The sequence below is a fragment of the Selenomonas sp. KH1T6 genome (assembly GCF_900108415.1).
GTDB classification, from domain to species: domain Bacteria; phylum Bacillota; class Negativicutes; order Selenomonadales; family Selenomonadaceae; genus Selenomonas_B; species Selenomonas_B ruminantium_A.
Window position 1 is genome coordinate 113902 of sequence record NZ_FNWN01000004.1, and the last position, 13213, is coordinate 127114.

The window sequence follows — 13213 nt, forward strand, 5'->3', positions numbered from 1 at the left end:
TGCTTGGTCTATTCGCCATAGAAGGACAGAATCCTTCAATGTCTTTTATGTATACTTAATCAACCACCAAGATATGCCTTGCGCACCTCTTCACTGGCTGCCAGTTCCTTGGCATCACCAGAGAGAGTGATGCGCCCAGTCTCCAGCACATAAGCTCTATGGGCGATGGACAGCGCCATATTCGCATTCTGCTCCACCAGCAGCACCGTGGTGCCCGTCTTGTTTATATCCACGATAATGGAGAAAATCTCACGTATCAGGAGGGGTGCCAGTCCCATGGAAGGCTCATCCAGCAGCAGGAGCCGCGGGCGGCTCATGAGCGCCCTGCCCATGGCCAGCATCTGCTGCTCGCCGCCGGAGAGGGTCCCTGCCAGCTGCTCCTTGCGTTCCTCCAGACGGGGGAAGCGCTCAAAGACTGTCTTGAGGTCTGCCTTGATGCCGTCCTTGTCGCTGCGGGTGAAAGCCCCCAAGTCAAGATTCTCCATTACCGTCATATCCGCAAAGATGCGGCGGCCCTCCGGCACCTGGGAAATGCCCCTCTTCACGATTTCATGGGCAGGCACGCCGCCGATGGGCTGGCCCTCAAAGGCAATCGTGCCCTCCTTGGGCTTCAGCAGGCCCGAAATGGTGCGCAGGGTAGTAGACTTGCCTGCCCCGTTGGCCCCAATCAGGGTCACGATCTCCCCCTGGTTCACCTCCAGGCTGATGCCCTTGATGGCATGGATGGCCCCGTAGTACACATGTAGGTTGTCTACTTTTAGCAATGGTTGGTTTGTGTTTGTATTAGTCATATATTGACCCTCCGGCAAGCATCCGGCTTGCCCTCATCTCTACGTAACATCCGGGACAGGCATCCCGCCTGTCCGCTGACATGCCACTGGCATGTCAGCCCTCCGGCAAGCATCCGGCTTGCCCTTATCTCTATGTAACATCCGGGGCAGGCATCCGGCCTGTCCGCTGACATGCCACTGGCATGTCAGCCCTCCCCACCTAAGTAAGCCCTAATAACCTCCGGATTCTTCTGCACTTCTTCCGGGGTGCCGCTGGCAATGACCATGCCATATTCCAATACATAGATGCGCTCGCAGATGCCCATGACCAGATTCATGTCATGCTCGATGAGGAGCACCGTCAAGCCGAACTTTTTGCGAATCCAGCGGATCATTTCCATGAGTTCCTGGGTCTCCTGGGGATTCATGCCTGCTGCCGGCTCATCCAGCAGCAGGAGCTTCGGCCCTGCCGCCAGGGCCCGGGCGATTTCCAATCTCCGCTGGGCGCCATAGGGCAGGTTCTTGGCCAATTCCCCCGCCTTGTCCTTCAGATGGAAAATATCCAGGAGCTTCAGGGCCTCTTCCTCAATGCGGTCTTCTTCCTTATAATAGCGACCCATGCGCAGCACAGCTTCCACCACGCTGTACTTCACATGGTCGTGGAAGGCGATCTTCACGTTGTCCAGCACCGTCAGCTCAGAGAAAAGGCGGATATTCTGGAAGGTGCGGGCAATGCCCCGCTGGGTGATCTGATAGGGCTTCAAGCCCACAATGCTCTTGCCCCCGAAGGTAATCTCACCCGTAGTAGGCTGATATACTCCCGTAAAGAGGTTGAAAGCCGTGGTCTTGCCTGCGCCATTGGGACCTATCAGCCCCACCAGCTCTCCCTTGTTGATATAGAAATTGAAATCAGAAACTGCTTTCAGTCCTCCGAAAACCTCGGACACATCCTTGGCCTCCAGCAGGACCTTGCTCTCCTTCTTTTCCTCAGCCATCTGTCCTGCCTCCTTCCTGCTTTTCCTTGGGCCGTCCGAAAATCCTGTTCAAAGGCCGCATGCTGGTGATCTCCATGTAGCCAAACAGGCCCTGGGGACGGTAGAACATGAGGAAAATCAAAGCCAGGGCATAGATGATCATGCGGAACTCAGGCCAGCTGGCCAGAGCCGCCGACAGGAAAGTCACCACGAAAGCCCCGGCAATGCTGCCCGTAATGGAGCCCATGCCCCCCATGACCACCATGATGAGGTAGTTGAAGGAAGCCATGAAGGTGAAGGAATTGGGGCTGATGAGGTAGAAGCAGTGGGCGAAAAGTCCCCCGGCGATGCCTGCAAAGCCCGCGCCGATGGAGAAAGCCAGCACCTTGTACTTGGTGGTGTTGATGCCCATGGACTCAGCCGCAATCTCGTTTTCGCGGATAGCCAGGCAGGCCCGGCCATGGGTGGAGTTGACAAAGTTCTTGATGAAGAACAGGGCAATCACCGTGAGCCAGAAGACCCAGGCGAAATTCGTATGATGAGGAATGCCCTTGAAGCCTGCAGCGCCCCCCACATACTCGATATTCATGATGACAATGCGGATGATTTCCCCCAAGCCCAGAGTGGCGATAGCCAGATAGTCGCCGTTCAGGCGCAGAGTAGGTATGCCAATGAGGAACCCCAGGAAAGCCGCCGCCAGGCCACCTGCCAGCAGGGCCACCACGAAAGGAGCGTGGAAATTGGTAGTGAGCACCACACCCACATAGGCACCCACCGCCATGAAGCCGGCATGGCCCAGAGAGAACTGCCCGGTATAGCCGTTGATGAGATTGAGGCTCACCGCCATGATGATATTGATGCCGATGATCAGCACATTGAGCTGCCAGAAGGAGCTCAGCACCTTGCCGGAGATCAGCCCCTGCAGCAGGGCGAAGAGCACAATGGCAAAGCCCAGGAGGACAGCATCATTTTTTCTCAAGTATTTCATGCCTTTGAACTTATCCATGCTGCCACCTCCTCAGACCTTTTCCTTGGTATTCTTGCCGAAGATGCCCGTAGGACGCACCAGCAGCACGATAATCAGGATGGCGAAAGCCGCCGCATCACGGAAGGTGGAGGAAATAAAGCCTGAAACGAAGGCTTCCACCACTCCCAGGATAATGCCGCCCACCACCGCGCCAGGCAGGATGCCGATGCCTCCAAGCACCGCTGCCACGAAGGCCTTGAGGCCGGGCATGATGCCCATCAGCGGGTCAATGGAGTTGTAATAGATGCCCACCAATACGCCAGCCACCGCTGCCAGAGCGGAGCCGATGCCAAAGGTGATGGAAATGATGCGGTCGGAGTTGATGCCCATGAGCTGGGCCGTTTCCGTATCAAAGGAAGCCGCCCGCATGGCCTTGCCCGTATTGGTGAATTTGACGATATAGGTGAGTATCACCATGAGTACGAAAGTGATGCCCAGAATCAGCATCTGCTGGCCATTGATGACCAGTCCGCCGATATTGATGGCCACGCTGTCCATCACCGCAGGGAAGGTGCGAGGAGTAGGAGAGACAAAATACATGCTGGCGTACTCCAGGAAGAAAGACACGCCAATGGCCGTGATGAGCACCGACAGGCGTGGAGCATGGCGGAGAGGCTTGTAAGCCAGCTTTTCCACCAGCATGCCCAAAAGAGCCGTAGTCACCAGGGATACCAGCAGGGCAGGCACAATGGAGAGCCCTGCCTGGGTAATAGCGAAGAAACCGATATAGGCGCCCACCATGTAGATATCACCGTGGGCGAAGTTGATGAGCTTGATGATACCATAGATCATGGTATAGCCCAGCGCTATCAGCGCATAGATGCTGCCCAGCGAAATGCCGTTGACCAGCTGCTGCAGGACTTGCTGCCCCATTTCCATAACAAAAACCTCCATGCGGCTCCCTTCCATTCCTTGGTAAAGAGCCGTCATACTATAAAAGGGGCCGCCACCAGCGGCCCCTTTGCCTTGCTATCAGGGCCCAAACATGGGCCTTCTTATGCAGATAGGATTACTCCGGCATGATCTTAGCCACCATCACGCGGCCGCCGTCCTTGTTCTGGAGGATAACTGCCTGCTTGATGGGGTTGTGGGTCTTGGGATCCATGGTGATGATGCCCGTGCCCACCTGCAAATCCTTGGTCTCCTCAATGGCCTGGCGAATCTTCTCGGAATCATCGCTGCCGGCACGCTTGATGGCATCTGCCAGGAGCTTGCCTGCGTCATAGCCCAGAGCTGCAAACACATTGGGAGCATGGCCGTATTTCTTCTCGAAAGCCTCCAGGAAGCCCTTCACGGACTCATCCTTGTCGGAGTAGTGGGTGCTGAAGTAGGTGTTGTTCAGAGCGTCCACACCGGCGATATCTGCCACCTTGGAATCATCCCAGCCGTCAGTGCCCAGGATGGGAGAAGTGATGCCCAGCTCGCGGGCCTGCTTCACAATCTTGCCAACCTCTTCATAGTAAGCGGGAACGAAGACCACATCAGCATTAGCCGTCTTGATGCTGGTCAGCGTAGCCTTGAAATCCTGATCCTTGGCCAGGAAAGCTTCTTCCATCAGCACCTTGCCGCCAGCCTTCTCGAATTCCTCCTTGAAGACCTTGCCCAGGCTCTTGGAGTAGTCGGAGCTGTTGTCCACATAGATGACTGCCGTCTTGGCCTTCAGGTTCTCAGAAGCGAACTTGGCCATGACCGTGCCCTGCTGGGGGTCGATGAAGCAGCTGCGGAAGATGAAGGGCTTCACCTGTCCGTTTTCCACGGTAACATCCGGGCTGGTAGCATCAGGGGCGATAACGGGAACCTTGTTGTCCGTAGCCACCTGGGACTCGGCGATGACGTTAGCCGTCACAGCCGGGCCAACCAGCACCTTTACACCATCATCAGAGATGAGCTTGGTAGCTGCATTCACAGCCTCGGCAGCCTCAGACTTGTTATCTGCGGAAATCACCTTCAGCTTCTTGCCGTTGACACCGCCTGCCGCATTGATTTCATCAATAGCCAGGTTCAGGCCGTCCAGGGTAGCCTGGCCGTAATTGGCCACGTTGCCCGTCATCTCGAAGTTGGCGCCAATCTTGATCTCGTCGCTGCTGGCAGCATTATCTCCGCCGCAGCCTGCCAGCACCCCGCCCATAAGCATGGTGCCTGCCAGTAAAGACATGAGCTTTGCTGTCTTCTTGGAAAAATACATATAAATCCCTCCCTAACGTATCCTCTCGTTCCTGTCTCCCAACAGTGGAACTGTAACGATGTTACATATTATATAACACCTTTACATCTTTTGCAAATACTTTGTCCTTGTAAAAAAGAATCATGTATACAAAAGACATCATTTGCACCGTAATCCCACTTTTATGCAAATTTCCCTGAGGAGACTTTACCTTATGAAAGTAAGTATTCTCCCCCACCCACGGAAATCCTTCCCACGGGGACAAAAAATGTATTGCTGCAAAAGACAAAACCGCCTGCACTAAGGCAAGCGGTCAGTCAATTTTTCATGCTAATTTATCCGCAGCATCCCAGCCCACCTGCAGGGCGTGCATGTTCTGCTCTACGGTGTGTTTGGGCACTCTGTGGGCCACTGACTCCTTGATGGTGTCAAAGGAGACAATGTCCGTGAGGCGCACCAGGGCTCCCAAAGCTACGATATTGGCGAAGAGAGGCTTTCCCACTTCCTCCACCGCCAACTTGGTGATGGGAATGCGGACAGTCTTGGGGAAGTCAGGGGGATTGGGCACCAGCTGCTCGTCCAGCACCAGAAGGCCCCCGGGAACGATGTCCTCATAGTATTTGTCAGCGGCCTTCTGGGTCATGGCCAGCACCAGGTCCGGGTGGATGACATGGGGGTGATAGATGGTCTCCGTGTCTATGATGACCTCGGACTTGGAGGCACCGCCTCTGGCCTCAGGGCCGTAGGACTGGGACTGGGCTGCTTCCTTGCCCTCGGCTACCGCAGCTTCCGCCAAAATGATGGCGGCGGTGATGACACCCTGGCCGCCGGAGCCGGATAATCTAAGCTGTTTCCTCATTTCCCTGCACCTCCTGCCCTCTCAATGACCTGATCGTAAGCCGCATCGTAATCCAACTCGCTGCCGGAGCTCTCGTAAAGCAGGCCGATGGGGAACTTGCCCTGACCAATGGCCTCGCCCTTCTTGACATCCTCCAGCTTGTCCCAGGCAGCCTTCATGACTGAGTGGTCACGCATCCACTTCAACATATCCGCCGGACTCTTGAACTTGTTGCGGCGTCCGAAAGCCGTGGGGCACTGCACCATAGCTTCAATGAAAGAGAAGCCCTTGTTGTCAAAGCCCTTGGCAATCATATCCGTCAAATGCTGCACATGGAAGGCGGTGGAGCGGGCCACATAAGTGGCACCGGCAGCCTCAGCCAGGGCGCAGGCATCGAAAGTCCTGTCCACGGAACCGTACGGTGCAGTGGTGGCCTTGCCTCCCATAGGCGTCATGGGGGAAGCCTGGCCTCCCGTCATGCCGTAAATATTGTTGTTGAACAGCACCACCGTCAGGTCCACGTTCCTGCGGCAACCGTGGATGAAGTGATTGCCGCCGATGGCTGTGCAGTCCCCGTCACCGGTGATGACCACCACATTCAGCTCCGGGCGGGCAAGCTTGATGCCCGTGGCAAAGGGGATAGCCCTGCCGTGAGCCGTGTGGATGGTGTCAAAATCCATATAGCCGGAAGCTCTGGAGGAGCATCCGATACCCGACACAATCACCGTATTGTCCTGGGTCAGGCCCTTTTTCTCAATGGCCTGGACAATGGCCTTCATGACAATGCCATTGCCGCAGCCGGGGCACCAAAGGTGCGGAAGGCGGTTCTGGCGGAAATATTTCTCATAGCTTCTCTCAAGCTCTGCCATCATGCTCTGCCCCCTTCCACATCGCTGACCATCTTCTCAATCTCAGCCTCAATCTCCACCGGCTCAAAGGACTTCATATTGTACTTGCCGCAGAGCAACACCGGGCACTGGCCCTTGGCAGCCCGGCGCACCTCGTGCACCACCTGGCCGTAGTTCAGTTCGGCCACCAGGATGCCCTTGACCTTCCCTGCCAGTTCCTCAATGATTTTGTCAGCAAAGGGCCAGATGGTAATGAGGCGGACCAGCCCCACCTTCATGCCCTGCTCACGCATATTCTTCACAGACTCATAAGCCGTGCGGGCAGTGCCGCCGAAAGCCACCACTGCATATTCCGTATCCTCCATGAAATAGCTTTCCGTATGGATGATTTCCTCAGCCACCCTGTCAATCTTTTCATGGAGCCGCTTGATGGCCTTTTCCGTCACCGTGGGGCTGCCTACAGGGAAGCCCGTATCGTCATGAATGAGGCCAGTCACATGGATGTGATAGCCCTCGCCGAAGTTGGCCACATTGGGTACCAGGTCCTCATCCGGCTCGAAGGGCTGATAGCCCTCGGCACGGGTCTTCTTGGGGCTCCTGCGGGGATAAACCTCCACCTTCTCCGGCAGTTCCACCCTTTCTCTGAGGTGGCCCACCATCTCATCCATCAGCAGGATGACGGGAGTGCGGAAGCGCTCGGCGTAGTTCACCGCCTGCACAGTCAGGTCAAAGGTCTCCCGCACACTCCAGGGGCACAGGGAAATCATGGGATGGTCTCCGTGGGTGCCCCAGCGCACCTGCATCACATCCCCCTGGGAAGGCGCCGTAGGCTGGCCCGTGGAGGGACCCACCCGCTGCACATCCACCAGCACGCAGGGAATCTCCGCGCAGGCGGCATAACCGATTAGTTCCTGCTTCAAGGAAAAGCCCGGGCCACTGGTGGCATCCATGACCTTGTCACCAGCCATGGCAGCTCCCAGGATGGCACCCATGGAAGCAATCTCGTCCTCCATCTGCACGAACTTGCCGCCGTGCTGGGGCAGCAGCTTGGCCATGGCCTCAGCAATTTCCGTAGACGGGGTAATGGGATAACCCGCGAAGAATCTGACCCCTGCCGCAATAGCACCTTCAGCGCAGGCCTCGTTGCCCTGCATCAATCTTGCCTTAGTCATGCCCTCGCCCCCTTTACCTCTGCAAGTTTATCCACAAAAATTGCATAATCCGGGCAACGCAGCTCGCACTGGCCGCAGCCTATGCAGGCCTCCCCGTTCACTACCTGTATCTTGCCCAGCTCGCTGACCTCCAGCACCTGCTTGGGGCAGAACTCGGCGCAAATGCCGCAGCCCTTGCACCTGGCCTCTTTCACCGTAATCTCAGATTGCATGGCCATCCCTCCCAAAAACACACATTTACACATCGCAGTATAATATTTTTGTATACAAGCTATAATCCATCAGCAATATGCTTTACATAATAACAGATATCTGTATAAAAATCCAGTAGTTTTGTTTATTTTTGTGCAACAAAAGAGAAAGCATAGCCGTGATGCACGGCCATGCCTGTCTTTCTTGTCATAATAAAACATATTTTTAACTACTAACCCAACGGCGCTGATATTTTTCCATTTCTCCCAAGACATGCAAGGTAATGTGCTTGCGGAAAGAATTACTCCCCAGGGCCAGATCCATTAACTGAGGCAGCGGTACGATAAGAATCCTGGCCTTTTCGCTAAGCACCTCTCCCATGACGCTGGACTTGCACCGCTCCATCATCACTGTCTCATTAAGGATTTTCCCTTCTTTGGCTACATCCAGCATGCTATACCAGCCAGAGCCGGGATCCATAAGTCTGGCCACCCTGCCTTCCAAAAGGAAGAACATCTGACCATAATCATGGTTCATCATGATCTGGTCATTCTCAAAATACGTACGCAATTTCGCAGCCCTGGCCACCTGATAGAGCTTCTCTTCCAAAATACCCTGAAAAAATGGCAGTTCCTTGAGATAAGCCATGATATTCCGCTCCGAAAGAGACTCGGGACTCTCTTCCCTGCTTTCCAGCCGTATTCTGAGGCCCTGCCCAAAGGAAGCAACCTGCCTGTCCATTTGCAGCAGCATGGTGTGCAGGGTCACGATGTAGCGCCTGCAAAGCTCCCCCAACCCCTTCTCGCTTATGCTGTAGCGGTTGTAGAGAATCGAAAGAGAAATGCTGCCTTCCACATACTGGAAATAAATGCCCAATGGAAGTCCCTGAGCATCCCATGACTGCTCATAAACCTGAGTACCAGCGAAAGTGCCCTCTGCACTGGCATAATCTACCCCCATCCCTGTGAAAGCATGGAAATTCAGGAAGTGGTCAAAAAGACCTCGCCGCTCCCCCAGCAGTGTTTCCAGCCCGTTGCGCTCAAAACAGCTGAAGGGACTGGAGAGAGAAAGCTGCTTGGCAAGCCTTGAAGCCGCACTGTCTAACGTCTCCTTGGGAGGGCATTTCAGACGCACGGGTATCATACCCAGGTTGCCTCCCGCCCCCTTTTTCCCTTCGTTGGAAAGCAGCAGAAAATAAGTGTCCCCGGTGTGATTCTCATACTGCAGAAAAAGACCCCAGGCCATATACAAAAGCCCCATCATGCGGTAGATATCTCCCCCGGTACTCTTCAACAGATGCGCCGTTTCAGAAGGGATTACCACCCGATAGGCACTCTGGGAAAAGCTATCCGTATCGGGCTTGAATCCCGGCAGGACAGGCTTCATGGGCAGATTGTCCAGCACTTTTTGCCAGTATCCCATAATTGTCCCGGTAAGTTCTTTGTTTTCCTGCCGCAAAGCTGCTGGCGTAAACTGGTTCCTGTTTTCACGATACTCATAGCCCTGGGATTCCACAATGATCTTCGCCATATCCAAATGGCTCATGACCAATCCCAACCCCGTCACTACCACTGCAAATTCATTTGACGAGGTTCTAACCACCATAAAGCGCACCAACGGTTCCCGGGTCAACGAGAACGGTCTGCGCCTTTCTGCCTCAGACAGTTTCATCAAGGCAGCATCCAATTCCTCACTGCCCAAGCCCTGTTGGGCAATATTGCGGTAGATAATCTCAGGCTGTACTCGTCGCAACTTGAAGATCAATTTTACCCACTTGCCCTGCAACTCGCAGTAATTGCACCTGAGATTCTTGTCAGTTTCAAAAGCAGAAAAGACTACCCGATTGAAATGAAGAGGTGAAATATTTCCCTGCACCTTGTAGATGCGCTGCAAGGAAAAATATGGGGAAATAAAGCCCCTGGGATCAAAGAAAGTCTTCTCCTCATCATCCAGCTGCTCCACCGCTTCAATATCTGCCGCCAGCACAGTGGTACCAATGCCGCATGCTTTGCGAAGTGCCTCCTTCTCTTCCTTCGACATGCCCTCGGTGGCTGTTTCAAAAGGATTTTTCATAGAGCATCCTCCTATATAGCCAAGGCGAATCTCAAGGTCAGATGATTGCAGTACAGCCCCTCTTCCAGTCCGTAATGATAGCAGATATCTGCAAAAACCCGGCGCATAAAGGCGATGCCCAGTCCCCCTATCTCCGTTTCCTCCAAAGATTGGGGCCTGTTTTCCAGCGCATCTTCCTTGAGCAAGGGATTGAATGGCTTGCCACTGTCCTTTATTTCCAGCACCAACTCTTCATTTTCCTGATAAACTTTCAGCCAGACCTTCCCCTCTTCACCCGGTTCGTAGGCATAAGAAATGACATTTATCACGGCTTCCTCAAAACCCAGCTGCAACTTAAGCTGCCGCTTCATGGGCATTTCTGCTTCCTCGGCACAGGACAGCACATAAGCGAGCATTTCCTCGTAACTTGACTGCCTAGCGGGGAAATCTTTCCATTCTTCCCTATTCACGGCAGTGCCTCCAAATCCTCATACTGTTCAAAGAAAGCATCTATACCGGACTCCTCCAGTATCTCTCCCACCATGCCGCCAACCCCCACCAGGGCAGCCTTGCCTCCCGCAGCCTTGGCCTTTTTCATGATCATCAAAAGCACCCTGAGCCCTGCACTGCTTATGTACTGAAGCTCCGAAAGCTCAAGAGCCATCTGCACACCATCGCCCAGCTTGCCCATGGCCACCTGCTCCAACTCCGGCGCCGTCTGGGTATCAAGGCGATCCGTAAGAGCCAGTACCAGCCAGTTATTCTGCTTCTTTTCAGTGATGTTCATAGCAATTTCTCCTTATAGTATACATGTACATCTATTGAATATCAGGTATATCATTTTCTGCCACTCTGCCAAAGCGCAGAGCAAGCATGGTGATATCGTCAAACTGCTCAGTCCCGTCGGCAAAGGCATCAAGCCGCTCCTTCACTTTCACACAGAGAGGAGCCACCTCCAAGCCCCTGCCCTCCTGCAGGATTTCCTCCAGCCTTGCCTCCCCGAAGAACTCTCCTGCTTCATTGTTGCTCTCGGACACTCCGTCCGTGTAAAGGTAAATGATATCACCGGGACTGAGGGTAATATGACGGGAAGTGTAAGGCACATCCTCCACACTCCCCAGCATGATGCCGGATTTCTTCTTCACCCATTCCCCTCCGACCTCCGGGTGCAGGATATAGGGAGCTGTATGGCCGCAATTCACATAATCAAGTTCTCCAGTGTTGATGTCCAGAATACCCAGCCACACAGTCACGAACATGCCGCGCTCATTGCCCTGGCATAGAGTGTCATTGGCATCCCGGGCAATCTCGTTCACAGAAATTCCTGTTTCTGCCAGCGCCTTGATTACAGCCCTGGCCCTCATCATGAACATGGCGGCAGGTATTCCCTTGCCGGACACATCAGCTACGACAAAAGCCAGCTTGTCCGTACCCACAAAGTAAAAATCATAAAAATCCCCCCCCACTTCCTTGGCAGTATCCATGGAAGCGTAGATATCAAATTCCTTGCGCTGGGGAAAGGGCGGAAAGATGGAGGGCAGGGACGAATATTGTATTTCCCTGGCAAATTCCAGTTCCCTGTCAATGCGGGCCGCCGCCTCGTCAATATAATGCTTGAGAGTGGCCACTGTATTGTTGATGTCGTCGGACAGGGAAGTGAATTCCTCGCTGCTGCGCACATCCACCACCACATCCAGCTGCCCGGCAGTAATGCGGCTCAGAGACTTGTTGATGCTGTGAATCTTGTCCACAATCAGCCGCCGTATCAGGCAGTAGATGAGAATGAAGAGGGCGGAAAAAATCAGCACTATCACAAAGGTCATGAGATAGACAGAAAGGTTTCTGGAAAAATCCGCCTTTTCCACTGGCGCCACTGCCATGGTGCGGTACCTTCCCGCCTCCTGCCACATCACATAGGCCTCCTTGCCCCCTATTATGGCCAAGGATATTTCCCCTTCTTCCAGGCTCGGCCAGTCAATCTGGGTATTTCCCTCCGTAATCTCCTCTTCTGCTCCCACTGCCGTGCTCTTCAGCCTGCCCGCCTGGTCAAAGACCAGCAGATAGCCGCTGTCTCCCACGTGCCAGTTCTCAGTGATGCTGCCTATCAGCAGCCCGGGATCCTCCTGAGAGCCGTCGAAGAATTTTCCTTCAGGGTCATCCTCTCCCCCTTTGGCCTTGAGCATTTCATTGCGCCCGGCCACGGAGATGATTTCCCGCTTCAGATCCTCCAGATTCTGACGGAAAGTTTCCTCCATGGTGCCATGGTAAATACGGGTTTGCAGCGCATAGGTAAAGGAAAAAGCACAGCCAAAAGCCACCACGATGCAAACCAAAAGCCACTTTTGAAAGGTCTCGGCAATATGAGGCACACCCTCCCGCCGGATGATCTTTTCTTTGCCCAGGATTCCCACCACCAGCAAGGCCAGCATGACCGAGCAGGCATTGGCGGTGACCATAGGTCCGGTGCAGAGCTGGATGAAATGGAAGCCTGTCCTGGCATCATCCATATTGGTGAAGAAGATCAGGGTCATATGAACGATTTCCGCCACGCCTCCTACTGCCAGGCCGTATACCCAGCCAGGCTTCTTGTCCTCAAACATATAGCGTCTGAGTCCCGCCGCAAAGAAACCAGCGAACATTGTCCCCAAAGTACAGGCCAGCTGAGTGTAGAACCCCGCCCCCCACCAGGCCGCCAGATATCTTTCTATGCCGCCGATAAGCCCGGCCATAATGCCGGCGGGCGCACCGAAAATAAGACCGGCACAAATAGGAGCCGCATCCCGGACATTGACCCGCAAACCGTCCATAGGCACTCCAAACTCCGTGCCAAAAACCGCTGCCAGGCCAAAGCAAAATCCTGCCAGCAACTGCTTCTTCCTTGGACTCCATTGGGAAAGCGGCTTGCTATATGCCCAATAAAGCACGGCTGACAGAAGCACCGGCAGCAAGGCCACCAAGGCCAGAGGCAGATATTTAGCCATCGTAAAATCTCCTATCCCCAAAACATATTCTCTGCCGCTCCTCTTTATATTCTACAAAGCACATCAAATTCCTTTTGAAATATCCATCCCTTTTTCTTTCCCCTGGCAGGACATAAAGGCTTTTGTCTAGAATTTCAAAAAGGAATTTGTTTTATGCTATGATTAAACAAATACCTTTTCTAGCCAACATGGAGG

General features: G+C 54.1%; 13 protein-coding genes. All 13 read right to left on the minus strand.

Annotated elements, in window-relative coordinates; all coding sequences use genetic code 11:
- Positions 1-59: 59 nt before the first annotated feature.
- Positions 60-791, minus strand: a complete 732-nt coding sequence (locus BLW59_RS04155; protein WP_074696454.1) for an ABC transporter ATP-binding protein — start codon at positions 789-791, stop codon at positions 60-62.
- 185 nt (positions 792-976) lie between these two features.
- Positions 977-1765 carry an ABC transporter ATP-binding protein gene (locus tag BLW59_RS04160; RefSeq protein WP_074696456.1) on the minus strand — a complete coding sequence of 263 codons (789 nt, stop codon included), beginning with the start codon at positions 1763-1765 and terminating at the stop codon, positions 977-979.
- Entirely contained in the window at positions 1758-2732 is a 975-nt protein-coding gene (locus BLW59_RS04165; RefSeq protein WP_029541137.1) for a branched-chain amino acid ABC transporter permease, read from the minus strand. The genes BLW59_RS04160 and BLW59_RS04165 overlap by 8 nt, the downstream gene beginning before the upstream one ends.
- A 30-nt stretch (positions 2733-2762) precedes the next feature.
- Positions 2763-3650 carry a branched-chain amino acid ABC transporter permease gene (locus BLW59_RS04170; protein ID WP_029541138.1) on the minus strand — a complete coding sequence of 296 codons (888 nt, stop codon included), beginning with the start codon at positions 3648-3650 and terminating at the stop codon, positions 2763-2765.
- A 130-nt stretch (positions 3651-3780) separates the two neighbouring features.
- Positions 3781-4956 (minus strand): ABC transporter substrate-binding protein, encoded by a 1176-nt coding sequence (locus tag BLW59_RS04175; RefSeq protein WP_074696458.1) that lies wholly within the window; start codon positions 4954-4956, stop codon positions 3781-3783.
- Positions 4957-5260: 304 nt separating this feature from the next.
- A complete protein-coding gene (locus BLW59_RS04180; protein WP_029541141.1) occupies positions 5261-5794 on the minus strand; it encodes a 2-oxoacid:acceptor oxidoreductase family protein in 534 nt (177 codons plus the stop codon).
- The gene (locus BLW59_RS04185) at positions 5791-6645 is read right to left on the minus strand and encodes a thiamine pyrophosphate-dependent enzyme (RefSeq protein ID WP_413778176.1); all 855 of its coding nucleotides are present in this window, start codon (positions 6643-6645) and stop codon (positions 5791-5793) included. Before BLW59_RS04185 ends, BLW59_RS04180 begins: the two co-directional genes overlap by 4 nt.
- Positions 6642-7793: a 2-oxoacid:acceptor oxidoreductase subunit alpha gene (locus tag BLW59_RS04190; RefSeq protein WP_074696460.1), complete on the minus strand. Its 1152-nt coding sequence runs from the start codon at positions 7791-7793 to the stop codon at positions 6642-6644. Before BLW59_RS04190 ends, BLW59_RS04185 begins: the two co-directional genes overlap by 4 nt.
- Positions 7790-8005, minus strand: coding sequence for a 4Fe-4S dicluster domain-containing protein (locus tag BLW59_RS04195; RefSeq protein ID WP_029541144.1), 216 nt, complete (start codon positions 8003-8005; stop codon positions 7790-7792). The genes BLW59_RS04190 and BLW59_RS04195 overlap by 4 nt, the downstream gene beginning before the upstream one ends.
- Before the next feature lie 205 nt (positions 8006-8210).
- Positions 8211-10058 (minus strand): hypothetical protein, encoded by a 1848-nt coding sequence (locus BLW59_RS04200; protein WP_074696463.1) that lies wholly within the window; start codon positions 10056-10058, stop codon positions 8211-8213.
- 11 nt (positions 10059-10069) lie between these two features.
- Positions 10070-10507 carry an ATP-binding protein gene (locus BLW59_RS04205; protein WP_051650060.1) on the minus strand — a complete coding sequence of 146 codons (438 nt, stop codon included), beginning with the start codon at positions 10505-10507 and terminating at the stop codon, positions 10070-10072.
- Entirely contained in the window at positions 10504-10824 is a 321-nt protein-coding gene (locus tag BLW59_RS04210; RefSeq protein WP_029541147.1) for an STAS domain-containing protein, read from the minus strand. The genes BLW59_RS04205 and BLW59_RS04210 overlap by 4 nt, the downstream gene beginning before the upstream one ends.
- A gap of 31 nt (positions 10825-10855) precedes the next feature.
- Positions 10856-13018, minus strand: coding sequence for a SpoIIE family protein phosphatase (locus BLW59_RS04215; protein WP_074696465.1), 2163 nt, complete (start codon positions 13016-13018; stop codon positions 10856-10858).
- Positions 13019-13213 lie beyond the last annotated feature (195 nt).